24 protein-coding genes are annotated in these 24440 nt (G+C 62.1%); 9 read left to right on the top strand and 15 right to left on the bottom strand.

Features of this window, described 5'->3' with window-relative positions:
• Positions 1-161: 161 nt before the first annotated feature.
• On the top strand, positions 162-1877 hold the full coding sequence (leuA, locus tag A6U87_RS09030) for a 2-isopropylmalate synthase (protein WP_065690922.1): 1716 nt from the start codon (positions 162-164) through the stop codon (positions 1875-1877).
• A gap of 58 nt (positions 1878-1935) precedes the next feature.
• On the opposite strand, the gene A6U87_RS09035 is transcribed toward leuA, so the two are convergent.
• The 4 genes from A6U87_RS09035 to A6U87_RS09050 all read right to left on the bottom strand — a co-directional run bounded on the left by A6U87_RS09035 (position 1936) and on the right by A6U87_RS09050 (position 5045).
• Positions 1936-2772 (bottom strand): anti-sigma factor, encoded by an 837-nt coding sequence (locus A6U87_RS09035; RefSeq protein ID WP_065690923.1) that lies wholly within the window; start codon positions 2770-2772, stop codon positions 1936-1938.
• A gap of 1 nt (position 2773) precedes the next feature.
• On the bottom strand, positions 2774-3280 hold the full coding sequence (locus tag A6U87_RS09040) for an RNA polymerase sigma factor (RefSeq protein ID WP_065690924.1): 507 nt from the start codon (positions 3278-3280) through the stop codon (positions 2774-2776).
• Between the two features lie 167 nt (positions 3281-3447).
• Positions 3448-4005, bottom strand: a complete 558-nt coding sequence (locus tag A6U87_RS09045) for a tetratricopeptide repeat protein (protein ID WP_065690925.1) — start codon at positions 4003-4005, stop codon at positions 3448-3450.
• A 131-nt stretch (positions 4006-4136) separates the two neighbouring features.
• On the bottom strand, positions 4137-5045 hold the full coding sequence (locus tag A6U87_RS09050; RefSeq protein ID WP_065690926.1) for a metallophosphoesterase: 909 nt from the start codon (positions 5043-5045) through the stop codon (positions 4137-4139).
• A gap of 110 nt (positions 5046-5155) precedes the next feature.
• Here A6U87_RS09050 and A6U87_RS09055 point away from each other — a divergent pair, with 110 nt between their 5' ends.
• Positions 5156-5593 (top strand): NUDIX domain-containing protein, encoded by a 438-nt coding sequence (locus tag A6U87_RS09055; RefSeq protein ID WP_065690957.1) that lies wholly within the window; start codon positions 5156-5158, stop codon positions 5591-5593.
• A 20-nt stretch (positions 5594-5613) separates the two neighbouring features.
• Here the strand turns inward: A6U87_RS09055 and A6U87_RS09060 are convergent, their stop codons facing one another.
• Complete coding sequence (locus A6U87_RS09060; protein ID WP_065690927.1) at positions 5614-6600, bottom strand: glutathione S-transferase family protein; 987 nt, start codon at positions 6598-6600, stop codon at positions 5614-5616.
• A gap of 271 nt (positions 6601-6871) precedes the next feature.
• Here A6U87_RS09060 and A6U87_RS09065 point away from each other — a divergent pair, with 271 nt between their 5' ends.
• Positions 6872-7372: a GNAT family N-acetyltransferase gene (locus A6U87_RS09065; protein ID WP_065690958.1), complete on the top strand. Its 501-nt coding sequence runs from the start codon at positions 6872-6874 to the stop codon at positions 7370-7372.
• A gap of 71 nt (positions 7373-7443) precedes the next feature.
• On the top strand, positions 7444-8757 hold the full coding sequence (locus A6U87_RS09070; protein WP_065690928.1) for an MFS transporter: 1314 nt from the start codon (positions 7444-7446) through the stop codon (positions 8755-8757).
• A gap of 15 nt (positions 8758-8772) precedes the next feature.
• On the opposite strand, the gene A6U87_RS09075 is transcribed toward A6U87_RS09070, so the two are convergent.
• Positions 8773-9900, bottom strand: a complete 1128-nt coding sequence (locus A6U87_RS09075; RefSeq protein WP_065690929.1) for an NAD(P)/FAD-dependent oxidoreductase — start codon at positions 9898-9900, stop codon at positions 8773-8775.
• A gap of 69 nt (positions 9901-9969) precedes the next feature.
• Between A6U87_RS09075 and A6U87_RS09080 the strand changes: the two genes are divergently transcribed.
• Entirely contained in the window at positions 9970-10650 is a 681-nt protein-coding gene (locus A6U87_RS09080; RefSeq protein ID WP_065690930.1) for a TetR/AcrR family transcriptional regulator, read from the top strand.
• A gap of 42 nt (positions 10651-10692) precedes the next feature.
• On the opposite strand, the gene A6U87_RS09085 is transcribed toward A6U87_RS09080, so the two are convergent.
• From A6U87_RS09085 to A6U87_RS09105, 5 genes are read right to left on the bottom strand one after another with little or no spacing between them, the layout of a single operon-like run.
• Positions 10693-11118: an N-acetyltransferase gene (locus A6U87_RS09085; RefSeq protein ID WP_065690931.1), complete on the bottom strand. Its 426-nt coding sequence runs from the start codon at positions 11116-11118 to the stop codon at positions 10693-10695.
• A gap of 4 nt (positions 11119-11122) precedes the next feature.
• A complete protein-coding gene (locus A6U87_RS09090) occupies positions 11123-13192 on the bottom strand; it encodes a hypothetical protein (RefSeq protein WP_065690932.1) in 2070 nt (689 codons plus the stop codon).
• A gap of 1 nt (position 13193) precedes the next feature.
• Complete coding sequence (locus A6U87_RS09095; protein ID WP_065690933.1) at positions 13194-16010, bottom strand: DUF4159 domain-containing protein; 2817 nt, start codon at positions 16008-16010, stop codon at positions 13194-13196.
• Positions 16007-16927, bottom strand: a complete 921-nt coding sequence (locus A6U87_RS09100; RefSeq protein ID WP_065690934.1) for a DUF58 domain-containing protein — start codon at positions 16925-16927, stop codon at positions 16007-16009. Before A6U87_RS09100 ends, A6U87_RS09095 begins: the two co-directional genes overlap by 4 nt.
• Before the next feature lie 13 nt (positions 16928-16940).
• Positions 16941-17951 (bottom strand): MoxR family ATPase, encoded by a 1011-nt coding sequence (locus tag A6U87_RS09105; protein ID WP_065690935.1) that lies wholly within the window; start codon positions 17949-17951, stop codon positions 16941-16943.
• Between the two features lie 158 nt (positions 17952-18109).
• On the opposite strand from A6U87_RS09105, the gene A6U87_RS09110 reads away from it, so the two are divergent.
• From A6U87_RS09110 to A6U87_RS09120, 3 genes are read left to right on the top strand one after another with little or no spacing between them, the layout of a single operon-like run.
• Complete coding sequence (locus A6U87_RS09110) at positions 18110-18733, top strand: DUF1285 domain-containing protein (protein WP_065690936.1); 624 nt, start codon at positions 18110-18112, stop codon at positions 18731-18733.
• Complete coding sequence (locus A6U87_RS09115; RefSeq protein ID WP_065690937.1) at positions 18730-19380, top strand: CoA pyrophosphatase; 651 nt, start codon at positions 18730-18732, stop codon at positions 19378-19380. Before A6U87_RS09110 ends, A6U87_RS09115 begins: the two co-directional genes overlap by 4 nt.
• Positions 19377-20630, top strand: coding sequence for a CCA tRNA nucleotidyltransferase (locus tag A6U87_RS09120; protein WP_065690938.1), 1254 nt, complete (start codon positions 19377-19379; stop codon positions 20628-20630). The genes A6U87_RS09115 and A6U87_RS09120 overlap by 4 nt, the downstream gene beginning before the upstream one ends.
• A 1-nt stretch (position 20631) precedes the next feature.
• On the opposite strand, the gene A6U87_RS09125 is transcribed toward A6U87_RS09120, so the two are convergent.
• The 3 genes from A6U87_RS09125 to hemF form a co-directional block, all read right to left on the bottom strand.
• Entirely contained in the window at positions 20632-20817 is a 186-nt protein-coding gene (locus tag A6U87_RS09125) for a DUF1059 domain-containing protein (protein WP_065690939.1), read from the bottom strand.
• 113 nt (positions 20818-20930) lie between these two features.
• A complete protein-coding gene (locus A6U87_RS09130) occupies positions 20931-21191 on the bottom strand; it encodes a hypothetical protein (protein WP_065690940.1) in 261 nt (86 codons plus the stop codon).
• A gap of 102 nt (positions 21192-21293) precedes the next feature.
• On the bottom strand, positions 21294-22208 hold the full coding sequence (hemF, locus tag A6U87_RS09135; protein WP_065690941.1) for an oxygen-dependent coproporphyrinogen oxidase: 915 nt from the start codon (positions 22206-22208) through the stop codon (positions 21294-21296).
• Between the two features lie 177 nt (positions 22209-22385).
• Here hemF and A6U87_RS09140 point away from each other — a divergent pair, with 177 nt between their 5' ends.
• Positions 22386-22646 carry a hypothetical protein gene (locus tag A6U87_RS09140; protein WP_037058665.1) on the top strand — a complete coding sequence of 87 codons (261 nt, stop codon included), beginning with the start codon at positions 22386-22388 and terminating at the stop codon, positions 22644-22646.
• A 6-nt stretch (positions 22647-22652) separates the two neighbouring features.
• Here the strand turns inward: A6U87_RS09140 and A6U87_RS09145 are convergent, their stop codons facing one another.
• Positions 22653-24299, bottom strand: a complete 1647-nt coding sequence (locus A6U87_RS09145) for a Na/Pi cotransporter family protein (RefSeq protein WP_065690942.1) — start codon at positions 24297-24299, stop codon at positions 22653-22655.
• Positions 24300-24440: the final 141 nt, after the last annotated feature.

A 24440-nucleotide genomic window follows, 5' to 3' on the forward strand; every position in this document is an offset into this window, starting at 1 on the left:
TGAGGAGCGCCCGGCGGCCGAAAGCCCGCCAGGCCATCGCTCCTCGTGCCAATCCCCAAAATTGATCGACCGGATGCTTTTGCTCCGGATTCGTCATCGCCAAGCGAAGCTCCATGAGCTATTACGCGGCTGGCCGTATGACGGGAAGAGGAAGAGAAGACATGGACACGAAGACCCGCTCCCAAACCAAAGGCATGCCTGACGCGGCGGTGAAGTACCGCCCTTACCCGCAGGTCAACATTCCCGACCGCACATGGCCGTCGAAGACGCTGACCAAGGCGCCGATCTGGTGCTCGGTCGACTTGCGTGATGGTAACCAGGCTCTGGTCGACCCCATGGGCCACGACCGCAAGGCGCGGATGTTCCAGTTGTTGCTGGACATGGGCTTCAAGGAAATCGAGATCGGCTTCCCGTCCGCATCGCAGACCGATTTCGACTTCGCACGCTGGTGCGTCGAACAGGGCAATGTGCCCGACGACGTATCGCTGCAGGTGCTGGTACAGTGCCGCCCCGAACTGATCACGCGAACGTTTGAAGCACTCGAAGGCGCAAATCGCCCGATCGTGCATTTCTACAACTCGACGAGCGAATTGCAGCGTCGTGTCGTGTTCGCCAAGGATGTCCATGGCATCAAGCAGATCGCCGTCGATGCGGCGAAGATGATTTCCGACATGGCGGCGAAGGCAGGCGGCGGCTATCGCTTTGAATATTCGCCGGAGAGCTTCACCGGCACCGAACTCGATGTGGCGCTGGAAATCTGCAACGCAGTCATCGACGTCATGAAGCCGACCCCCGACAACAAGCTGATCATCAACCTGCCGTCGACCGTCGAGATGGCGACTCCGAACGTCTATGCCGACCAGATCGAATGGATGTGCCGCAACCTGGATAATCGCGAGAACCTGATCATCTCGCTGCATCCGCACAACGACCGCGGCACCGGCATCGCGGCCGCCGAACTGGCGCTGCTGGCCGGCGCCGATCGTGTCGAAGGCACGCTGTTCGGCAATGGCGAGCGCACCGGCAATGTCGACGTCGTCACCATGGCGCTGAACATGTTCACGCAGGGCGTCGATCCCGAGATCGACTGCTCCGATATCGTGCGCATGAAGGAAGTGTTCGAATATTCGAACCAGATGCCGATCGGCGAACGCCACCCTTACGTCGGCGAATTGGTCTACACGGCCTTCTCCGGCTCGCACCAGGATGCGATCAACAAAGGCATGAAGGCGATCAAGGTTGCCAACCACCCGGTCTGGGAAGTGCCCTACCTGCCGATCGACCCGCAGGACGTCGGCCGATCCTACGAGGCGATCATCCGCATCAACTCACAGTCCGGCAAGGGCGGCATCGCTTACATCCTGCAGCAGGACTACGGCTTGAACCTGCCGCGCAACCTGCAGGTGGAGTATCGCGAGGAGATTCAGCGGATCACCGACGAAGAGGGCAAGGAATTGCCGTCGAAGCGGATCTACGATCATTTCATCGAGCGTTACGTGACGCAGCCGGAAGGCCGCATCAAGTTCGTCGATCATCACACCTACGCTGATCCGGACCGCAAGGGGGTTCGCATCGTTGCCGCCGAGATTACCGATAACGGTGAGACGAAGCGGATCGAGGGCAAGGGCAACGGCCCGGTTGATGGCTTCATCAATGCGCTCTCGCACTATCTCGGCGTCGAGATGTCGGTGCAGGATTATTCGGAGCATTCCTTGCAGCACGGCTCGAATGCCGCAGCCATCTCCTATGTCGAGACGTCCTATCCGGGCGGAAAGCTCTTCGGTGCGGGCATCAGCACGAATATCGTCGGCGCGTCGCTGGAAGCGATCGTCTCGGCGGCGAACCGTGTGCTTGACCTGAAGGCCGGCAAGGCCTGATCTCATCAGAGAAGGGCAGGCGCAAGGTGGCGCGCCTGCCTGAGATGACGCGGTTGCCTCAGATTTCCGTGGCGATCTGCATCGCGAGCTGGATGAGCGTTGCCTCGGCCGAGGGGCCGACGAGGACATAGGATGTCCCGGCATTGTGCCAGGTGACCAGACCGATTTCGTCGCGGATCGTTTCCTTGAAATCTTCGGTATCGTCCGGCTGGTTGTCCTTGCGGAAGGCGATCGTGGCGGTGTCGCCGTCGGCGCTGGTGTAGATCAGCTGCCCGGCGGGTTTTCCGTCGGCGAGCACGACGCGAGCGCCCTGGAAGGTCCATCCCCCATCAGAGATATCAGGCACGCGGAAAGCCACGCCGACCGTGGTCGTCAACCAGCTGGAGATTTCCTCGGACTGGGAGGCCGGCACTTCCACCAGGTGTCGTGGCTGCCGAGCCAGCAGGCGCTGGTAAGCGGTGATGTCGTCGAGCCATTCGTTGGGCTCCGGCGCTGCCTCGACCGTCTGCGATGATGCGGGAGCACTTCTGTTGTCGGCGACGAGATAGCCGACGCCGCAACCCGCGGCAAAGAGGACGAGCGCCGCGGCAATCGCCTGTGGGCGGCTTGGCGTCAGCTTCAGCGACGGGCGAGAAAGGCGCGGCGCGATCGGCGCCTTTGGCGGCTGCACGTTCTTGATTGAGCGGACGAGGGCGAGTGGCACTGGTTCCTTCAGAACATCGTCCATCCGGCGCTTTCCGAAGTCTGCACCGTGGCGCAGCTTGTCATAGAGCCGCTTCGCGCCGTCGTCCGTTGCAACGCGCTGCTCCAGCTCCAGCTTCTGCTCCGGCGTCGTCTCACCGTCGATCAGGGCGGTCAATTGAGCATCTAGCGGCAGTTTCTTGAAATCGAGCAATTCAGTACCTGTGAGGATAGTGGTCTGCGACGCTGGCGAAATGCAGTCGCGCCAATGCCAGTTGCGACACTATGATGTTGACGCCGACACCCATGATATCGGCGGCCTGCTGATAGGAGTGGCCTTCGACGGCCACGAGAAGGAATGCAGCCGATATGCCTTCCGGCATTTCGGCGATCATCCTGTGGATCATGTCGGTATCGATGACCGAGGCACCATTGCGCGTGGCGTCCCTTATGTCGGTAACATTCGATCTTGCGGCGGCCTGGGGCTTGCGTCTGCGGCTGTCGTCGGTCCACTGCTGGCGTTGCAGCATATAGACCCAGCTTTCCAGGCGACCTTCGCCATTCCACTGGTTGCTCTTCGCGATGGCGCGTTGGCAAGCGGACTGCACCAGTTCGTCGGCGCTCGGCGCGTCGCCGGTGAGGGTCATCGCAAAACGACGCAATCGGGGCAACAGCCCTACCAGGTCGCGTCTGATATCGATGGTCGTCACGGGTTGACGCATGGTCTTTCCAGATTGCCGCTTGCGCGGTCGGGCGAAGTGCCCAGCATGGAATCGAATAATATCTCTCTGTGTCCTTTATGAAACAAACCGCCGATGGTCTGCAAGCGCCGGCTGGCTTATCCTCCGGGTTCTCAAAGCTTTTTTTCGGTTGGGTACTGCCGCTGACATCAATAGGTTCGGTAGCCGTTCAACGTCTGCAGCAGCGAGCGATACGCCCATGTGTTCTCGCCACCGCGATCGCGGATTTCGACGAGTTGCACGCGCGCTCCCTGCACATCACCCTGTTCCATCAAAGCTTGTCCCATATATGACCGTGCGAGAATATAGTTCTCATCGGCCTGCAGCGCCTTTCGGTAATACGACATGCCCAGCTCCATCCGGCCCGCCTTTCGATTGGCATAGCCCAGATAGTTCAGGATGCGGGGATCATCCTGGTTCTTTGCGAGGTGAAGAACCGTGAGTGCATTGTCGTATTGGCCGGCATAGGCGAATTCGCGAGCGGCCTTGTAGAGATCGTCATCGTTGAAGCTGCTCTTCTTAGGGACAACGCATTCCTTGCGCTTCTTGTCCCAGATCTTGCCGTCGGCGCATTTGGTTGTCGTTTCCGTCTTCGGCGGAGGTTTGGTTCCGTCGCTTTCCTCTCCGGCAGCAAAGGCGGGGGCGGAAAAGGCGAGGGCCATGCAGCCGGCAAGAGCAAGACTGCGGAAACGATGAACGGAATACATGCGGTAACTCCTTCAAAGGATGCGCTGATTTCCGGATTGTACGCTCACATTCCCAAATACCAAGAGGCTGACGTGGTCAGCACGTTAAAGTGTTGAATCCTGTCGTTGCCAATATGATTCCGCGAAGCGCGCTAACGCCTGAAAATATCGACGCTTTCCTGGAGTACGTCATCGCCGGTCTCGTTGATGCTGAAGCGCTCGCCCTTGAGTTCCCAGGCGCCGGGCGAGCCGTCGATGCTGAAGAGATTGTAGGCGCCCGGCGGCTTCAGGCCACCGGGCCCCTGCGAGGCGGATGCAATGCCGACGACCGGCACGGGGGCGACCTGCCCACGCAGCCAGTGGACCGTGTTGAGGTGCGTATGCCCGTGAAGCACCAGTTCGGCGCCGCCTGTGGATATGACGGCGCCGAACCGGCGAATACCGATCATTCGCTTGTGGAAGGAGGTCGCGCCCCGGATCGGCGGATGGTGGATCAGCACAACACGGAAGAGGCCGGCTTCTCCTGCCGCGCGCAGCATGTTCACTGTGTCGCGGGCCTGTCTTTCTCCGAAGAAGCCGCTGGCGGCAAAGGGCGGTGTAGCGACCGCCGTCGAGCAGCCGACAATGGCCACTTTGCCGCGCACGCGCAGATAGGGAAAGATATGGCGTCCTTCTTCCCATTCCTCGGGCGCAAGATCGCCGCGTACGTTGTCGTACCATGCGCGCATCGATTTCTCGTAGGCGCCGGGCACGTAGGCGTCATGGTTGCCCGGCACGACCGAGGTGTCAGCAGCCTCGCCAAGTTCCGTCAACCATGCCGCCGCAGCGCGAATTTCTATGCCGCTCGCGAGGTTCACGAGGTCGCCTGTCACCGCCAGGTGGTCGGCCTGTTTGTCGCGAATATCGTCGAGCAGCAGATCAAGCGTGCTGCCGAAAAGGTGCTTGCGCCGGTTGCGATGCCAGTTCACAAAGCCTGTAATGCGTTTGGAAAACAGTTCTCGGACCGAAAGGCGAGGCAGCGGACCGAGGTGGGCATCGGAGATGTGGGCGAGCTTGAACATGGTTGCACACATAGCCCACTACGGGAGCAATTCAAACACAATGGCTTGAACGGATTGATGGAATTGGAAATCGCTTGAAACATATACGCCCCTGGCAGTCGCGCCTGCTGATGCGCATCGTCCATACCTATTTTGCCGTGGCGCGCGGGATGACGATGGGCGTGAGGGCTGCATGCTTTGATGACGCGGGCCGCATCTTCCTCGTTCGCCACAGCTATGTGCCGGGCTGGCATATGCCCGGCGGCGGGTTGGAGCGCAACGAAGTGGCCGAAGAGGCGCTGATCAAGGAATTGCGGGAAGAGGGCAATCTGAAGATCATCGGCCGCCCGAAATTGATCCACGTCTATTTCAACACCGGTGCCAGCCGACGCGACCATGTGTTGTTCTATCGTGTGGACGTGGTGCAGACCGCTCCCCGTGGGCCGGATCGGGAGATCGTCGAATGCGGCTTCTTTGCCCTCGACAACCTACCTCAGGGTACGACCGAGGCGACGTATCGCCGCCTCGCCGAACTGGCGGGCGAACAGGAGCCCGCCCATATCTGGTAACCCCCTGACTTGGCTGCCGTTCAGGCGGCAGCCAAGGTCCCGCGATTGTGCGGTCGATCGAGCTCGAGCACTGGCCCGACCGGTACGATCCCGGTCGGATTGATCGTGCGGTGACTGCGGTAGTAGTGGTGCTTGATGTGGCGGAAATCGACCGTCTCGCGGATGCCTGACGTCTGGTAGAGATCGCGCAGATAGCCGGAAAGGTTCGCATAGTCGTCGATCCGGCGAATGTTGCACTTGAAATGCCCGACATAGACGGGATCGAAGCGCACCAGCGTGGTGAAAAGGCGCCAGTCGGCCTCCGTCAACCGGTCGCCGAACAGGTAGCGTCCCTTGCCCAGCCGTTCGTCCAGCATGTCGAGCGTCTCGAACAGCTTGACCACGTTCTGCTCGTAGGCTTCCTGGGTCGTGGCAAAGCCTGCCTTGTAGACGCCGTTGTTCACCGTGTCATAGACGATTGCGTTCACGTCATCGATCGAGGCCTGCAGGTCGCCGGGGTAGAAATCGGCTGTCGAGCCGGTCAGACCGTCGAACGCGCTGTTGAACATGCGGATGATTTCGGACGACTCGTTGTTGACGATCGTGCCGGTTTTCTTGTCCCACAGCACGGGGACTGTCACGCGACCCGAATAGTTGGGATCGGCCTTGGCGTAGATCTCCCATAGCCATCTGGAGCCAAACAGCTGGTCGCCGGTCGCGCCGTCGCCGGTCTTGAACTCCCACCCGTTCTCCAGCATCAGCGGATCGACGACAGATACCGAAATCAGGTCCTCGAGCTTCTTCAGTTTGCGAAAGATCAGGGTGCGATGGGCCCACGGGCATGCGAGCGAGACGTAGAGATGGTACCGCCCGGCTTCCGCCTTGAAACCGCCGATCCCGGACGGGCCGGCCTGTCCGTCCACCGTGACCCAATTGCGGAACTGCGAGGCCGCGCGTTTGAAATGGCCCTTGGTTTCTATCGTGTCGTACCAGACGTCCTGCCAAACGCCGTCCACCAGTCTGCCCATTGATCTGTCCTTCAATTCGTTCGTTGCAACGGAAGATATCGCAGCGCGCGCATCTTTACAGGGCCGCAAAGATTGAACAGTGCGTCACGTCGGCCACCTGGGGCCGATTTTTCCATTGGACGGCAGAAAATTTTCCTGCTATCGGCCATTTCACATTTTGGAACCCGATTTGATGTTTGCACCAAGAAACCTGCGACGACGCTGATGCTCCCGAACGCCTGACGGCGTGTTCGAGAACCTATCAATGCGTTTATCCGGTTTCTGTCTCATCATGCACAAGCACGATCTGGTCTACCTCACTGAGGATGCGTCGCACGACGCTGCTATCGAACATATCAACGAAGAAGCGTTTGGCCCCGGCCGACATACGCGTGCGGCTGCCCGCATTCGTGAGCAGGGTCCCCACGATCTTTCGCTGTCCTTCATCTGCGCCGACGATGGCGAGACGATCGCGTCCGTGCGGATGACGCCTGTCGTCGCCGGCGCGGTCAAGGGGCACCTGCTCGGGCCGCTCGCCGTTCGGCCATCCCACAAGAGCCGGGGCATCGGCCGCGAGCTCGTGAGAATTGCCGTCGAGGCCGCGAGACGGAAAGGCTCCGAGGCCGTCATCCTCATCGGCGATCCGCCCTATTATTGCCCGCTCGGCTTCGAGAAGGTTGCCTATAATGCGCTGACCTTCCCGGGCCCCGTCGATCCGGGCCGCGTCCTTGTCGTGCCGCTTGCCGACGATACACATACGCGGCTGAAGGGAACTATCGGCTGGCGCAAATAGCGCGCATGCGGTAATGCCTTATCGTCTGAAGCGCGCTTCGCGTGATCTTTCAGAGGCTTGGGGGAGGGCGCATGGCGGGAATATCCATGGACGAGGCACTGGATCGTGCCGGCACGGGCGCGTTTCAGCGGCGATTGATGGGTATCTTCGGCCTCGTCTGGACGGCAGACGCGATGCAGGTTCTGGCAGTGGGGTTCACTGCTGCACCAATCGCGGCGACCTTCGGACTGACCGTGCCGCAGGCACTGCAGACGGGAACGCTCTTCTTTCTCGGCATGCTGATCGGGGCCGTCGTCTTCGGACGCCTGGCCGACAAGGTCGGCCGGCGCTACGTGCTGATCCTGACCGTCGCCTGCGATGCGCTTTTCGGAACCCTGTCGATCTTTGCCCCGGATTTTACTAGCCTGCTTGTCCTTCGCTTCCTGACAGGCCTTGCAGTCGGCGGCACGCTGCCGGTCGATTATGCGATGATGGCGGAGTTTCTGCCTGCGAAAAGCCGCGGCCGCTGGCTGGTCGCCCTCGAGGGGTTCTGGGCGATCGGAACACTGATCGTTGCGCTTGCTGCCTGGGGTTTCAGCGTTGCCGGCGTTCAGGATGCCTGGCGTTACATCTTCGGCGTCACCGCGGTGCCGGCGCTGCTCGGCCTGACCTTGCGCTTTTTTGTCCCGGAATCGCCGCTCTATCTGCTGCGGACCGGCCGGGCGGAAGATGCAAAGGCAATCGTCAACCGGGTGCTGACCTTGCACGGAAAGGCGCCTCTTGCGGCGCGCGAAGAGATCGTTGCCGCGCCGCATGCCGCCGGCGAAGGAATATTTTCTGGTCCGCTGCGGCGTCGCAGCCTGCTGATCCTCATGATCTGGTTCCTGGTGTCCATTTCCTATTATGGCGTCTTTACCTGGATGCCGGCCAAGCTCGCCGGTGATGGATTCGGTTTCGTCCGCGGCTATGGCTTCCTTGTCTTCGTGGCTCTGGCGCAGGTGCCGGGCTATGTTCTTGCGGCCTACGGTGTTGAAGCCTGGGGCAGGAAGCCCACCCTGATCGGCTTTTGCCTGCTATCGGCACTCGGATGCCTCCTGTTCGTCCTGTCGGGCAGCGATGTCCTGATCGGTGCGTCTCTTCTGATCATGAGCTTTGCGCTGCTCGGAACATGGGGCGCGCTTTATGCCTATACACCGGAACTCTATCCGACAGCCTCGCGGGCGACGGGCATGGGGGCGGCGGGCGCCATGGCGCGTCTCGGCGGGCTGCTCGCACCGTCGCTGATGGCCTTCGTCGTTGCCGAGGGCCTTGGCGTTGCCATCGGGCTTTTTGCCGGCCTCCTCGTCATTGCGGCCATCGCCGCTACGGCGATCGATGCGGAGACGCGCCGGACAGCCCTGGCCTAGTCACAGAGCTGTCGATCAGGTCTTTTTGGCACTGAAGAAATCGACCAGACTGCGCGGCGCTTCGGGCCCGAGGCACATCTTGAGGATCTCCGCCGACTCCGCGGCTTCAGCGGCGCTGCGAACAAAGAGGTCTGTCTCATACGCCATTAGTGCAGCTTCAATATCGCCCGGATTGGCGGCGATCGCCTTGCCGAGTTCGGCGGCGTCGAACATGGCGAGATTTGCGCCTTCGCCAGAGGGCGACATCAGATGCGCGGCGTCACCGAGCAGGGTTACTCCCGGTACCCGGTCCCATTTGTGGTCGCTCGGTAGTGCATGGATCGGGCGAAGCGCCGGGTCGGTCTCGCCATCGGTAATGAGGGCGGTCAGTTCGGGCGCCCAGCCGGGGAACTCCTCCGCGATCCGCGCCAAGGCCGTTATACGGTTGGAAAAGTCGATCTGGGTGAACCACTCCTGCGGCCTGTTCAATTGCACGTATGTGTGCAGCACACCGTCATGCTCGCGGTGGGCTGTGATGCCTTTTCCCGGTGCCAGGGCATACATAGCGCCGCCGCCGACTGCCTTCGCACTCGCCTTGTGCCTCGTGTCGCTATCGACCAGGTATGTCTCGATGAACGAGGTGCCGGTATAGGCAGGTCTTGCCCCGGAAAGAAGCGGACGAACTTTCGACCAGGCGCCGTCGGCCCCGACGAGGAGGTCCGTCACGACCGTTGAGCCGTCGGCAAAGCTCAGAGCATGCTGCCCACCGCCGAGAGGCGAGGCCTCGATGAGCTTGCTTCCCCAGCGGACGGTGTCGGCCGGAAGCGCGTTCAGGAGGATGTTGCGTAGGTCTCCCCGGTGTACCTCGGGGCGACCGCCCGTGCCGTCGTCGTGGTCGTCCAGCAGGACGATGCCGTTTTTGTCGAGTACGCGCGACGCTTGCCCGCCAGGATGGATGATCTCGAGGAAGTGGTCGAAGAGACCGGCTTCCTTCAACGCGGCTTGGCCATTGTACCCGTGTATATCGAGCATGCCGCCCTGCGCACGCGCATCTGCCGATACTTCCGCCTCGTAGACGGTCGCAGCGATGCCGTGAACGTGGAGAATGCGGGCAAGCATCAAACCGCCGAGACCGGCTCCGATAATCGAGATTGGTGTCTTCATTCTACTTCCTTCATGAATGGAATGTCATTCCATAGTTGGAATGCCGTTCCATTCATGTCAAGATCAGGCATGATCAAAACAGCTCATGGCAAGCAACGGCGGGAAGACTCCCTTTCCCGGGACCGCATCGTGGAAACGGCGATTGCACTTCTGGACAGCAGCGGTGAGGGCGCCCTCACGTTCAAGGCGCTGTCCGAACGGCTCGAAACCGGGGCGGGGGCGATCTATTGGCATATCGACAACAAGAATGATTTGCTGATTGCCGCATGCGACGCGGTGGTTGCCCGGACGCTGGGCGCGCAGCCGGAGAATGCCGTCCCGGAGGCGGCGATCCAGGCACTCGCGCTTGATATGTTCGATGCGATCGACGCTCACCCGTGGGTCGGTGCGACGCTTGCGCGCGCTGCAGGGCAATTGCCAACGGTGCGGATTCTTGAACGTATCGGTCAGCAGGTTCGCGCGCTCGGCGTGCCTGATCACGCGCAGTGGGCCGCTGTATCAGCGCTGTTGAGCTACATTCTCGGTGTCAGCGGCCAAAACGCGGCCAATGCCCAGTTGGCTCAGGCGCGCAACCTCGATCGGTCCGATTTCCTTGGCGAAATGTCGTCCGCCTGGTCCAGACTGGATCCGGTCGAGTACCCATTCACGCAGAGTGTGGCGGCGCAATTGCCTGATCATGATGATCGGGGGGATTTTCTCGCCGGCATTGATTTCATCCTCAGGGGCATCATCGCGTCACGATCTTGCTGATGCCGGCGGAGAGCCTTCGGAGGCCGCATGCAATGACAACGCTCAGGACTGGCCGAGTTTCTTGCGCAGGAACGTGCGGGTGCGACCGGCGGGAAAGTCGGGAAGTTCGCCAAAGATCTCGTATCCCTGCTTGAGGTAAGCGCGGAGCGCCTGGGGATTGAACGTGTCGATCCATGCGCCATGGCAACCGCGGGCCGTCGCCTCGTCCTCGGCGCTGGCGAGGATCAGGCCGGCCATTCCCTTGCCGCGCTGCTGATCGGGAATGTAGAGCCACTGCGTGAACAGCCAGCCCCAGGCCGTGTAGCCTGAGAGCCCGCCTGTCACGTTTCCGTCGGTATCGCGGATAAGCACGGTCAGCACTTGGCGCCCAGCCGGTCCTACGTCGGCAGTATTGAAGGCTGACAAGCCGTCTCCGATCACCGCCAGATCGTCGGGCAGGGGCGAACTGGTGACTTCGATCATCGTCATGGCGTCATCGACCTTCGCGCCACCACATCGCACCAAAGGCCAGCAGCAGGACGCCGACGCCCGCAAAGCCCGCGAAGAGCGGCAGGGTGTTGATGCCCTTCAGCACTGTCTCGTTGGTCAGGCGGATCTGCATACGCTGGTCGTCCGCGGCGCGGATCTGGCCGCGGACCGGCAGAATCGGCGGGACTTCGATCGCACCGCTGGTGGTGGAGACGCGGGCGATCAGGCCCTTGGTCTTGTCAGTGATCGGCTTCAGATTGTTTGTGGTCGAGATCATCGCCTTGAATTCAGGCGCATCCACAGCACCGATATGGACCAGTGTCGTCAGGTCGCCATTGTGGATCTCGAACAGCCCGATTTCGTCCATCCTCTTCTCGGCCTTGTAGAGGCCAGGCTCGGCTTGCGTGAGCGGGAGGGTCTCCATCCGGCCGGACGGATAGCGTACGGTCGCGTTGCCGGGATTGTCGCCGATGGTCTGGCGAGTGATCTCAAGCGTGCGGCCTGAAGCGCGCGCCGTCAGCGCCTCTTCTTCCAGCGCCGGCTCCTTCATCAGCCAGTGCGCTATGCGACGGTAGAGGGAGACGTGGGGGCCGCCGCCCTCAAAGCCGCGCGCCCAGAGCCAACCCTGGTCGGAAAGCAGCATTGCGACACGGCCCTGTCCGGCTCGGTTGAGCACCAGCAGCGGATGATTGTCGGCGCCCACCATCACGGTCTGGCCTTGCGGCGGCTCGACATCGACGCTGCGGAACCAGCGGCCCCAATGCGGCGGCTCGTCGGCCGAGCCGTCGAGGCCTCGTGTGACCGGGTGCTTGCGGCCTTCCTCGGAAAGGCGGGGATAAAAGGCCTTCTCGATCATCTGGCCGGTCGGCGCGGCAGGCAAGACGGAGGAGAGCGGTGTCAACGCAATCGAATCCTGCCCGGCATGTTCGGGGCCGGCTGCGATCAGCAGCGCACCGCCGTTTTCAACATACTGCGCGATGTAGTCGTAATAGAGGATCGGCAGGACGCCGCGATGCTGGTAGCGGTCGAAGATGATCAGGTCGAAGTCCTTGATCTTGTCGACAAACAGCTCGCGCGTCGGGAAGGCGATCAGCGAGAGTTCGTTGATCGGCGTTCCGTCCTGCTTTTCCGGTGGGCGCAGGATGGTGAAGTGGACGAGGTCGACGGCGGCATCTGACTTCAACAGGTTGCGCCAGGCGCGCTCGCCGGCATGCGGCTCCCCGGACACCAGAAGAACGCGCAGGTTCTCGCGAATGCCGTCGATGACGTGAACGGCGCGGTTGTTCGCGTCCGTGACCTCGCCGGGAACGGCTGCGACCGAAAACTCTAAAACATTGCTGCCGCCACGCTCGACCTTGAAGGAGAAGGGCGTGTCCTGCCCGGGCGTCGCCTGCAGGGTGGCAATCTCGTTTCCGTTGAGCTTGACCGTGACGTCGGCGGTGCCTCCGGGGCCTGGGCCATCGTCGAAGACGCGCAGCACCAGTTGCTGTTCCTCGTTGACGATGCCGAAGCGCGGCGCCTTGACGACTTCGATGCGGCGGTCGAACTCATTTGCCTTGCCGGTGATCAGACCGTGTATGGGAGCGTCGAAGGCAAGCGCCTGGTTGACGCCGGGGACGTCATGAACCTCGCCGTCGGTCAGCATGATCGCGCCGCCGATGCGGGCGGGCGGAACGTCTGCGATGGCGGCCGAGAGCGCGTTGAACAGGCGGGTGGCGGGAGCGTCAGAATTCCGTTCTTCGTTCACATCGACGAAACGCGGCTCGATCTGCGGAAAGCGGGCGACCTGCTCCTTCAGTTGCGCCAGCGCCTCGTCGGTCATCTTGATGCGCTCGGGTGTTTGCTGGCTCTGACTGCGGTCGACGATGACGGGCACGACCGTCGACAATTGTTCGCGGTCCTCCTGCAGCAGGACAGGATTGGCGAGCGCGGCAAGCAGGGCACAGGCCGCGGCGAGGCGGACCCAGGCTCCGCGCATGCGGCGCCAGACGGCAAAGGCGCCGATCAGCGCGGCTACGAGCGCAAGTGCGGCCAATAGCGGCCAGGGCAGGAAAGGATGAAAATCAAGCGTCATATCATTGCCCCAGCCGTTCCAGCAGGGCCGGGACGTGGACCTGATCCGTCTTGTAGTTGCCGGTGAGCATATACATCATGATGTTGACGCCACTGCGGTAGGCGTATTCGCGCTGGGTTTCATCCGGCGGGATGGTCGGAAGCAGCGGCTGTCCGCTTTCATCGACGGCCCAGGCCCCTGCGAAGTCGTTGCTGGTAATGAGGATCGGGGAGACACCATCGGCGGCGCCCGCGGATTTCGCGTTCGCACTGCGATTGTCCTGTCGTGCTTCGATCCAGAGAGGGCCGCCGGCGTACCGGCCTGGAAAGCTGGAAAGGAGATAGAACGACTTCGTCAGAACGTGGTCCGACGGTACCGGCTCCAGTGGCGGAATATCGAGATTGGCGAGAATCTCGCGCAGGCGCGCACTATTCGCACTGGTGCCGCCATTGTCGTTGGTTCCGACGCCGTCGAACTGATCGCGGGTGTCGAAGAGCACCGTACCGCCGTCGCGCATATAGGCGTCGATCCGGTTGATTGCGGCTGCCGATGGCATCGGCGCCGTGGCGGAAACCGGCCAGTAGATGATCGGATAGAAGGCCAGCTCATCCTTGGCGGGGTCGAGGCCGACGGGTGCCCCCGGCTCGAGCGTGGTGCGGTAGGTCAAGAACTCGGTCAGCCCTTCAAGTCCGCGTTCGGACATCTTGTCGACATCGGGTTCGCCGGTCACGACATAGGCCAGGTGGGTGTTGTCTAGTCGCTGCAGGATGACGTCGTCGCCAGGTTGCGAGTCGTTGGCGCGCAGTTCGCCTGGCTGCACGAAGAATGCTGCCATGACGGCAAGCAGGATGGCTGCCGCTCCGGCGGTCCGGCGCATGCGCGGCAATCCATTGTTCATGACCAGCATGATGAAACCATCCAGAAGCAAGAGCAGGAAAGCCGCCAGGAAGAGCGAGGGTTTGGCGGACCAGCTCTCGCCGCCGATCAAGCCCTCGCGAATGACGTTGGCTCCCTGTGTATCCAGTGGCTTGAGCTCCGCGCCCGTCGGGAGCACGTTCAGCGATACGAAGCCGTCTTCGGAGCCGTACAGCCCGGGCGGGTTGTCGAAACCGGCAACAGGTTCGGTTTTCGCGTTCGGCAACAATGGGCGCGCTGAGCCGGTTTCGGTCGACAACGCACCGTTTGCGGTGAGCATCCGGAACGGTGGCAATGCTTCCGACACGCGAAGACCCTTCGCGGCTTCCGACGTTACGCCGCCGGAGCGGGACATCTGTACGAGCCTGCGAAGCATATCGACGAAGGTACCGGAAATCGGGAGATCAGACCATGTGGCTTCGGCCGTGACATGGAACAGGACGATCTGTCCGGCATCAATCGGCTTGACGGTGACCAGCGGTGTCCCGTCCGAAAGGCTCGCCCATGTCCGTTCAGCCAGGTCGGGCGTCGGTTCCGCGAGGACTTGGCGCTTGACGGTCACATCGGTCGGGCGCGGGATGCCGGCAAAGGGACCGAAGGCCGGAAATTCGGCGAGCGATTGCGGTTCGCTCCAGGAGAGCGTGCCGCCCAACGCGCGTTCGCCCTGTCGCAGAATGACCGGTATCAGCGGATCGTCCGCCGGGGCTGCCGCCATGCGCGAACCGGCGAAGCGCAATAGCATACCGCCGTTCGATATCCAGCGCTTCAGCGGTTCATAGGTCTCCTCCGGCAACCGCCCGATGTCGGCCATGACGATGACGGAGGGATTATTTGCGAGGAGCTTCGGAATGGCGACCGCGAGGTCGGAATCCGTCGGCTGGATGAGATCCGCATATGGCTGAAGCGCGCGCTGGATATAGTACAGCGGCGACAGAAGCGGCTGGAAGTTATCGGCGCTCTCACCGGACAGTAACACGACACGACGCCGCTTGAACGCATCGTCAAGCAGATGAACGGATGCGGCCGTTCCGGCGTTGGTCACCGAAATGCGGGCAAAGTCATTGCGCATTTCGAACGGCGCCGAGACCGAGCTCGTGGCGACGGTCTGGCCGGATCCGAAATCTGCGCTGCCATTGGCAATGGCGCGGCCTTGCGTATCCAATGCGCTAAGAGCGAACGAGGCCGGCTTTGAACCATCGAGCCTGGTCAGTTTAACATTCATCGAGTCCGCTGCGTTGGCCGCCGATGTGATGGCCACGATGCCCGAGGTGTCGCCGGTGATCAGCCGCAATTGCGCCGGTTGCAGATCCGAGAGCTGGCGAACGATCGTGTCGTTGTCCTTTGAGGCTGCACCGTCCGACAGGAAGGCGAGCGTACCGGGATGGACACCGTTCAGGGCAGCACGCAGCGCGTCGAAGGCGCGCTGGCGATCGGGCACGAGTGGTGCCGGTTCGGCAGCGCGCAGCTTGTCTCGGGCGGCCTGGGCAGTGCCCGGCACGGCGTCGTTGGTCTGGTCCGCGGTAAAGGCGATCGCGACGGGCGTGCCCGCCGCCTCGGCGTCATCAATCAGCGCATCGGCGGTCTTGACGCGACGCTCCCAGTCGGGGGAGGTCGCCCAGCCGTTGTCGACGAAGAGCACCAGCGGACCGCCAGAGGCGAGCGTGCCGGTGCGCGGATTGAACACGGGATCGGCGATGGCGAGGATCACCGCGGTTGCGATCAGCATGCGAAGCAGCGTCAGCCACCACGGGCTTTGGGCTGGCGTTTCCTCGCGCTTCAGCACGGTTGCGAGGATCTTCAGCGGTGGAAAAACCTCCGCCTTCGGACGTGGTGGCGTCAGCCGCAGCAGCCACCAGATGACGGGAAGTGCTACAAGAGCACCCAGGATGGCGGGATAGGCGAATGCGAAGGGAAGGGCGTTCATAGCTGCCCTCCGTGCGTGGCCTTAGCCGGCATGCCGGAGAGGTACATGTGGACAGCCACCAGCGCCTCCGACGCAAGATGATCCGTGCGATGGCTTATGAATGTCCAGCCGAGATGGCGCAGCGCCTGGCCGAGATCGTCGCGTCGGGCGAGATAGGCGCGGGTGTAGGCATCGCGAACATTTTCGGCACGGCCGGAGGTGAGCTTGAGGCCGGTCTCCGGGTCGCTGAATTCGGTTCGTCCGCTATAGGGAAACAGTTCTTCGGCCGGGTCCGCGACTTCGATGACGTGACCGCGCAGACCGCGCCGCGCCAGCGGGCTGAGGCGCGCCATGACAGCCTGCGCGTCATCGAGAAAGTCACCGATCAGCACGAGATCGCTCCAGCCGCGGATCATCGAGGTTTCCGGCAGTCCGCCGGTGAAGGGCGCATGCATCAATGCCGCGGCGAGTCGCTCGGCGGCATTGCGCGCCGAAATCGGCTCCATCACGCCTGGGCAGCCGACGCGTTCGCCGGAGCGGGACAGGATCTCGGCAAGCGCCAGCATGATGACCAGTGCGCGGCTTTCCTTCGAGACGGTGCCGAACGTGGATTTGTACATCATCGACGGCGACATGTCGGCCCACAGCCATATCGTGTGGGCCGCTTCCCATTCGCGATCGCGAATGTAGGTATGGTCGTCGCGAGCGGATCTGCGCCAGTCGATGCGCGCCAGGCTTTCACCCTCGGTATAGGGGCGAAACTGCCAGAAATTCTCGCCGATGCCGCGCTTGCGGCGGCCGTGCCAGCCGGCGATCACCGTGTTGGCGATACGCTTGGCCTCCACCAGACAATCCGGCACCAAACTGGCGCGCTGCCTTGCACGCGCAAGCGCATCGCTGCCTGAGGTCGGATTGACGATCTGTCCGATAGATGCCACGCGTGAGGCTTCCTTATCCCTTGGCCTGCTTGACCAATCCACCGATGACATCGCGAACGGACATGCCCTCCGCGCGAGCCGCGAAGGTCAGCGCCATGCGGTGCTGCAAGATCGGCTCGGCGAGCGCGTGGACATCGTCGAGCGACGGCGCGAGGCGGCCCTCGTAGAGCGCGCGGGCGCGGGCGCACAGCATCATCGCCTGGCCGGCACGCGGGCCGGGGCCCCAGGCGACATTCTTGTCGGTCGAGGCGTTGCCCTGGCCGGGACGTGCCGAGCGAACGAGCGCCAGGATGGCATCGACCACCTTGTCGCTCACCGGCATCTGGCGGATCAGGGTCTGGATCTCGATCAGACGCTCGGCGCTCAGCACGGTTTCCGGCTTCGTCTCGCTGAGACCGGTCGTCTCGAGCAGGATCTGTCGCTCGGCGGCAAGCTCGGGATAGTGAACGTCGACCTGCAGCAGGAAGCGGTCGAGCTGGGCTTCGGGCAGCGGGTAGGTGCCTTCCTGCTCCAGCGGGTTCTGCGTCGCCAGCACATGGAACGGCGTCGGCAGGTCGTAGCGCTGGCCGGCAACCGTGATGTGGTACTCCTGCATCGACTGCAGCAGGGCCGACTGCGTGCGCGGCGAGGCACGGTTGATTTCGTCTGCCATCAGCAACTGGGCGAAGACCGGTCCCTTGACGAAGCGGAAGGAGCGGCGGCCGCTGTCATCCTGGTCCATCACCTCGGAACCGAGAATATCCGAGGGCATCAGGTCGGGGGTGAACTGGATGCGGTTTGCGCCGAGGCCGAGCACCTCGCCAAGCGTCGTGACGAGCTTGGTCTTTGCCAGGCCCGGCACGCCGACCAGAAGTGCATGGCCGCCGGAAAGGACGGCGAGGAGCGTATTCTCGACAACGCTCTCCTGGCCGAAGATCACCTTGGAGACCTCTGCCCGGACGGCGGCGATATCGGCAAGCGCTTTCTCTGCTGCGGCGACGATCGCCTTTTCATCGAGGGGGGCTTCAGTCTTCATCATACCCATCAGGCATCTCCAGCGGCTGACATCATTCGTCGCGAATCGGCGGACTTACACGTGTGCCTCATACCCGATAGAGTTATGAAGATGTTGCGGGCTGACAAGTTCGTTTCGAATGACTATCTCGTGACGATACTGGGTTAAGCGTAAACCGGGACGGAAGAATGGCAGCCGAGGATATCAAGGCGACGACGGATGCAGCGGATTTGGCCGCGTTGATCGCGCGCGCCGCGGGCGATACCGGCAGCGGGAAGCGCGGTCTTCCCCCCGTTGACCGTTGGAATCCGCCCTTCTGCGGCGATATCGATATGGAAATCCGCGCGGACGGTACGTGGTTCTACATGGGTACCCCGATCGGTCGGGCACCGCTGGTGCGACTGTTTTCGACGGTGCTGAGAAAAGATGACGATGGAAGGACTTACCTCGTAACTCCTGTGGAAAAAGTCGGCATCAGGATCGCCGATGCGCCCTTCGTCGCGGTGGAGATGAATGCCTCGGGCGAGGACGGCGAACGGCAGCTGACCTTTCGCACCAATGTCGGCGACGTCGTCGAGGCGGGAACGGAGCATCCGCTCCGCTTCGTGATCCAGGGCGACAACAAGGAGCTGAAACCTTATCTGCATGTGCGCGGCCGGCTCGAGGCTCTGGTTTCTCGCGCCGTCATGTACGAACTCATCGAACTTGGCGAAATTTGCGATGTCGATGGTGTAGCGATGTTTAGCGTGCGCGCCGGCGGAGAGATCTTCACCGTCATGCCTGCCGACGAACTGGACCTGCTATCCCGATGACCGATCTGTTGAGCAATCGCAGCGCTCTCTATTCCGCTTCAGAATTTCGCCGTCGCGCGCTTCATCAAAGCGGTGGGCCGGTCGAGCTCTCCTGGCGTGACCACGGCGACCATATTCTCAATCCCGATATCGTTGCGAAGGTCGAGACGTTCAAGCTGCGGGATGCCGCCGTTCTGGTGCCAGTAGTCGACTACGGTGACGATGCCCGCGTGATCTTCACGCAGCGCACCTCGACGTTGCGCGAACACTCTGGGCAGATCGCCTTTCCGGGCGGCAAGATCGATGGCGCCGAGGAGACGCCGGAGGACGCTGCTATCAGGGAAGCCGAGGAGGAAATCGGGCTTGCGAGTTCCTTCATCGAAACGGTGGGGCGGCTGCCCAACTATCTGGCATCGACAGGATTCCGGATCACCCCGATCCTCGCCGTCGTCAATCGCGGCTTCGAGCTCAAGCTCAATCCCGATGAGGTCGCTGATGTCTTCGAGGTGCCGCTGTCCTTCCTGATGAACCCTTCCAACCACAACCGCAACAGACGGGCGGTCGATGGTCTCGATCGGCATTTCTACAGCATGCCCTATGAAACGCGCACGATTTGGGGCATCACCGCGGGCATTGTTCGCACGCTCTATGAAAGGCTTTATGCATGACCAACCTTGCTCACGAGGCATGGTTCAAGGACCCGGCGCTCGGGCGCGTTCTTGCACTCCTGAACGCGGATAGTGGCGAGGGCCGGGTTGTCGGCGGGGCGGTTCGCAACAGCCTGATGGGGATGCCCGTCAGCGATATCGACGTTGCAACGACGTTGACGCCGGACACGGTCATCCAGCGTGCGCAGGCGGCCGGAATCAAGGCTGTTCCGACGGGTGTCGACCATGGAACTGTGACGCTGGTGATCGGCGGCAAGCCGTTCGAGGTGACGACGCTCAGGGCCGACATGGAGACGGACGGTCGTCGGGCGAAGGTTGCGTTCAGCACGGATTGGCAGACGGACGCCGACAGGCGGGATCTGACGATCAATGCCCTTTACGTCGATGAAAAGGGAGACGTGATCGATCTCGTCGGCGGGCTTGCCGACATCGAGCGTCGCAACATCCGCTTCATCGGCGATGCGGCGACGCGGATTGCCGAGGATTATCTCAGGATCCTGCGCTTCTTCCGCTTCTTTGCCTATTACGGCTCGGGGAGGCCTGATGCCGACGGGTTGCGCGCTTGCGCGGCCGCGCGTTCGAAGCTCAAGACGCTCTCCGCCGAACGGATCTGGTCGGAGATGCGGAAGCTTCTGGCCGCGGAGGATCCGGGACGGGCGCTGTTGTGGATGCGCCAAGTGGCGGTGCTCACGGAAATCCTGCCGGAGACGGAAAAGTGGGGCATCGATGCGATCCCATCGCTGATTACGACGGAAAAGGCACTTGGATGGAAGCCTGATCCGCTGCTGCGGCTCGCGGCGATCGTTCCGCCGGATGGCGAGCGGCTGGAGAAGATGGCTGTCCGGCTGAAGTTTTCGCGGGCCGAAGCGGAGTTTTTCAAGCGTTGGTCGAGCGTCACGCCTCCCAGCGACGACATATCATCCGCGGCATTCGACCGGCTGCTTTATCGCAACGGTGCCGAGGGGATAACGACCCGGCTGAAGCTGGCTCTGGCGGTTGCCCGGGGCAAGGTCGAAGGCGATATGAACGAGATGGCACGGTCGGCGCGGCTCGGGAAGCTGCTGGAACATGCCATGCGGTGGGAGAAGCCAGCCTTTCCGCTGAGCGGAAGCGACATGCTTGGCGCCGGAATTCCCGCAGGCAAGCGGGTCGGCGAGACCCTATCTCTCCTTGAAAACCAGTGGATCGAGGAGAATTTTGCTCCTGACCGGGCGGCGCTGCTCGCCCGGCTTTCTCAACTGGTAAAGTAAATCAGGCGGCCGTCGCTTCGTTGCGGATGCGCGCCTTGATGTTGTCGACCATGTTTTCGCGGATGATGGTTTCGCCGTGTGCCGATTTCATGTGTTCGACCGCGCGGCGGACAACTTCCGCATCATCATTGGCCCGGGTATGCCAGTTGCAACCCGGTACGAGCGTTCCACATTCGAAAAGTCTCATTCCTTCCTCCTGCCTGAATTCAACGAGTTCATGACGCTGTCGCGCCATGGGTGAATGTTCGAAGTGGTGAGAAGGTTCCGGCCGGTGCCGCACCGGCCGGTTTGATGACGGCGCTATTCGGGCATTGCCCAGGCGCGATAGCAGGCGTTGTTGGCGGTGTTATTCTGTCCTCGTACCAAGCCCGCCAGCTCCTCCGGAGACCTGCCTCCGGCCAGTTGAAGCTTTACCTGTTCGATATAGCAGGAAAGGGGCAGGTCGGAGCCGCTTTTTGCTCTCAGCTCTTCGGCAAGCCTCTGCAGGAACTCCGGTGCACCGATTGGACGGGATGTCTCCTGGACATCCGCCGATGCCGGCGATCCACTCTGTATCGTCATGACAATCCTCCTCCGATTGTTACGTACGAACACCTCTGAAATTAGTATTCCATGTGCAGAATTGAAAGCCTCTCAACGCTTTTTTCGATCACTCCTCCGCTATCACGGCCAGCGAACCGTCGGGGGCAGGGATGAGAGGATGGACTCCACGTTCCCGCCCGTTTTCAGGCCGAAGATCGTCCCACGATCGTAGAGGAGATTGAACTCAACATAGCGCCCACGGCGAATCAATTGTTCTTCACGATCCTGGTCTGTCCACTGTTTATTGAAGTTCGAGCGAACAATCCGTGGATAAACCATGGAGAAGGCGCGACCGACGTCGCGGGTGAAGGCGAAATCGGCATCCCATCCTCCGGCTTCGTCGCTCGAATGGAGCCAGTCGTAGAAGATGCCGCCGATGCCGCGGGGCTCGTTGCGATGCTTCAGGAAGAAATACTCGTCGCACCATGTCTTGTAGGCAGCATAGTCGGCGACAGTGGAGTGGCTGCGACAGGCGATTTCCATCGCCTTGTGGAAGAGCCTGCTATCCTCATCATCCTGCGTTCGGCGCCGGTCGAGAACAGGGGTGAGGTCCGCGCCGCCACCGAACCAGCGACTTGAAGTGACCACCATGCGCGTATTCATATGGACGGCCGGAACATTCGGGTTGACCGGATGGGCGATCAGCGAAATGCCGGATGCCCAAAAGCGCGGGTCGTCCTTGGCGCCAGGCATCTGGGCGCGAAGGTCGGGTGCGAACTCGCCGAAGACGGTAGACGTATGCACGCCGACCTTTTCGAAGACGCGGCCTTCCATCATCGACATCCGGCCGCCACCGCCGGCGCCGTTTTCGCGCTGCCAGTCCTTGGCGACGAAACGTCCCGGCTGGCGGTCCGACAGCGGGCCTTCCAGTTCATCTTCCAGCGTTTCGAAAGAGGCGCAGATCGCATCCCGGAGACCTTCGAACCATGTCCGGGCCGCGGTCTTCTTGTCTTCTATGTCTTCGGGCAGCCCGATCGGCAGTTCCGGTCTTTCCATGTCGTCTCGTCTCCGGTGAGCGTGCGTCATCCGACGCGACTCGTACTTTCGTCATTATCGCCCCTGATAGCAGTTGCGCAGGGTTATCGCCAACAGCGGCCGCGGTCTGAGCCTGCTTCAGATTCGACTCGCAAAAAGCGACTTTCGATATTACCTTTTCCTGTAGAGGTAAGGTTTATGACGAAGATCCCAGGACCTCCGTCCTTTGACGGCTTGAAGCGCAGGATTGCAACTCATCGGGCCGAGGGTACGCCCCGGAAAAACGACCGCTTCGTGCGGCAGACCTATTGTCTCGCTCTGCTCGACGCCCGGGCCAAGGCGCGCGAATGGTTCGACGAATATCCGAAAGCCGCCTACTGGACCGAAGTGGAGAGCTGGCGCCAGCTCGACGGCGATCAGATCGAGTTTACAATGCGCCGCCTGCCATCCGCCGATTAATCAGAGCTATTCCGCCGCCTTGCGGACGCGGCTTTCGATAAGCAGGCCGCTTTCGTCGAGGATGGGGTGTGCGACGGAGACGATGTGGGCGTTGATGCGCTTGAGGTCGCGCAGCATGTCCAGATGCAGGGAGCTGGTCTGCAGGCTGTCGGCGCGACCGTCGCGCAGGCGCTCGAGGTGGCGCTCGGACGATTGCTTCTCCATGCGGCGAACCTCGACCTTCACCTCCATGATCTGCTTTGCGAGATTGAAGTCGCGGGTGACGAAGATCGTCTGGGCGATGCGCAGGTTGTCGATCGTCAGGTGGAAGAGCTTGGTCAGCTCGGCATAGCCGTCGTCTGAGAACTTGAGGCCGAGCGAGACCTTCTTGCCGACCTGCGGCAGCAGGCCCTTTTCGATGATGTCGCCGATATGCTCGAGGTTGATCGCATAGTCGATGATCACGATCGAGCGCCTGCCGTCTTCCTCGCTCAAGCCGCCGCGGCCGAGCTTGGACAGGTAGATCTTCACCTCCTGCTGCAGGCTGTCGACGCGTTTTTCCAGCGCCGGGATTTCGGCGAGCTTGGACAGATCGTTCTTCTCGAAGGCGGTGGCGGCACGCAGCAGCATCCGCTCGATCAGGTCGCCGACGCCGAGCACCTCGCGGGTGGCGCTGGCAAGGGCAACGACTGGCGTCGAAAGTTCGTGGAGGTCGAGATATTTCGGGCCGGTGTCCGGTGCCGCGTCCTCGGGAACGAGCCGCAGCATCAGCCGAGACAGGATGCGGGAGAACGGCCAGGCAAGTGCTGCCAGGAGCAAATTGAAGGCAAGGTGAACATCGACCGGCAGCTTCGCGGGGTTCAGCGGCAGCATGCCCAACAGATCGGCGCCATAGCCAGCCAACGGCAGGGCGATCAGGCAGCCGATTGCCCGAACGATCAGGTTGCCGAGCGTCACCCGCTTGGCGGACGCCGGGCCTGAGAGCGACGCGATGACCGGCGGGATGGCGCCGCCGAGATTGGCGCCGAGCACCAGCACGATGATCAGCCCGGCCGACAGGATGCCGGTCGAGGCCAGCGACAGGATAAGCACGACCGCCGCCAGGCTGGAGGACGACACGAAGGCAACGCCGGCGGCAAACGCCAGGGCCACCGGCCAGGCATTGTCGAGCAGCCCGATGAAGGCCGCCAGCGCCGGCGACTGGCGCATCGGCTCGGTTGCGCTGCTGAGCAGGTGCAAGGACAGCAGCATCAGCCCGATCCCGATCAGCGCCGTGCCGCCGCCCTGGCGGGCCGTCGAGCCGCTGCGGTAGAGTACGATGCCGGCGAGGATGACGAGCGGCGACAGCCACTCGATGCCTGTTGCCACGATCCAGGCCGTCACGGCCGTCCCGACATTGGCGCCGAGCAGCACGATCTGGGCCATGCGCGGCTTGACCAGTTCACGCTCGACGAAGGAGGCCACCATCAGCGCGGTTGCGGTGGAGCTCTGCAGGGCCACGGTCGCCACGAAGCCGGACAGGAACGAGCGAAGTCCGCTGCGCGTGCCGGAGGCAAGCCCGGTCCTCAGCCGCGCCCCAAAGGCCCGGGAAACGCCATCCTTCACCTGCGCGAGGCCGAACAGCAGCAATGCCACGGCGCCGAACAGATTGATCATGACGATTGTCGATTCCATGCCGTCTTTTCGTTTCCCTGCCTGCCGGCTATCCTGCGCTGAGGCGAATCTATGGCATAGCCAAGTTATTGAAATTGCGTCGTTGCGCCGTTTTATTTGATTGCTCGGCTAAAAACTATACGCCCGTCTGGCGAATTCACA

This window comes from Rhizobium sp. AC44/96, assembly GCF_001692185.1.
Taxonomy (GTDB): Bacteria; Pseudomonadota; Alphaproteobacteria; order Rhizobiales; family Rhizobiaceae; genus Rhizobium.

Coding starts and splice junctions, on each gene's coding strand:
- A6U87_RS09040 (WP_065690924.1), bottom strand. CDS start 3,280: ATGCGTCAACCCGTGACGACCATCGATATCAGACGCGACCTGGTAGGG.
- A6U87_RS09065 (WP_065690958.1), top strand. CDS start 6,872: ATGCACAAGCACGATCTGGTCTACCTCACTGAGGATGCGTCGCACGAC.
- A6U87_RS09060 (WP_065690927.1), bottom strand. CDS start 6,600: ATGGGCAGACTGGTGGACGGCGTTTGGCAGGACGTCTGGTACGACACG.
- A6U87_RS09115 (WP_065690937.1), top strand. CDS start 18,730: ATGACCGATCTGTTGAGCAATCGCAGCGCTCTCTATTCCGCTTCAGAA.
- A6U87_RS09105 (WP_065690935.1), bottom strand. CDS start 17,951: ATGGGTATGATGAAGACTGAAGCCCCCCTCGATGAAAAGGCGATCGTC.
- A6U87_RS09070 (WP_065690928.1), top strand. CDS start 7,444: ATGGCGGGAATATCCATGGACGAGGCACTGGATCGTGCCGGCACGGGC.
- leuA (WP_065690922.1), top strand. CDS start 162: ATGGACACGAAGACCCGCTCCCAAACCAAAGGCATGCCTGACGCGGCG.
- A6U87_RS09120 (WP_065690938.1), top strand. CDS start 19,377: ATGACCAACCTTGCTCACGAGGCATGGTTCAAGGACCCGGCGCTCGGG.
- A6U87_RS09140 (WP_037058665.1), top strand. CDS start 22,386: ATGACGAAGATCCCAGGACCTCCGTCCTTTGACGGCTTGAAGCGCAGG.
- A6U87_RS09045 (WP_065690925.1), bottom strand. CDS start 4,005: ATGTATTCCGTTCATCGTTTCCGCAGTCTTGCTCTTGCCGGCTGCATG.
- A6U87_RS09090 (WP_065690932.1), bottom strand. CDS start 13,192: ATGACGCTTGATTTTCATCCTTTCCTGCCCTGGCCGCTATTGGCCGCA.
- A6U87_RS09080 (WP_065690930.1), top strand. CDS start 9,970: ATGATCAAAACAGCTCATGGCAAGCAACGGCGGGAAGACTCCCTTTCC.
- A6U87_RS09050 (WP_065690926.1), bottom strand. CDS start 5,045: ATGTTCAAGCTCGCCCACATCTCCGATGCCCACCTCGGTCCGCTGCCT.
- A6U87_RS09075 (WP_065690929.1), bottom strand. CDS start 9,900: ATGAAGACACCAATCTCGATTATCGGAGCCGGTCTCGGCGGTTTGATG.
- A6U87_RS09085 (WP_065690931.1), bottom strand. CDS start 11,118: ATGACGATGATCGAAGTCACCAGTTCGCCCCTGCCCGACGATCTGGCG.
- A6U87_RS09145 (WP_065690942.1), bottom strand. CDS start 24,299: ATGGAATCGACAATCGTCATGATCAATCTGTTCGGCGCCGTGGCATTG.
- A6U87_RS09130 (WP_065690940.1), bottom strand. CDS start 21,191: ATGACGATACAGAGTGGATCGCCGGCATCGGCGGATGTCCAGGAGACA.
- A6U87_RS09095 (WP_065690933.1), bottom strand. CDS start 16,010: ATGAACGCCCTTCCCTTCGCATTCGCCTATCCCGCCATCCTGGGTGCT.
- A6U87_RS09055 (WP_065690957.1), top strand. CDS start 5,156: ATGCGCATCGTCCATACCTATTTTGCCGTGGCGCGCGGGATGACGATG.
- A6U87_RS09125 (WP_065690939.1), bottom strand. CDS start 20,817: ATGAGACTTTTCGAATGTGGAACGCTCGTACCGGGTTGCAACTGGCAT.
- A6U87_RS09110 (WP_065690936.1), top strand. CDS start 18,110: ATGGCAGCCGAGGATATCAAGGCGACGACGGATGCAGCGGATTTGGCC.
- hemF (WP_065690941.1), bottom strand. CDS start 22,208: ATGGAAAGACCGGAACTGCCGATCGGGCTGCCCGAAGACATAGAAGAC.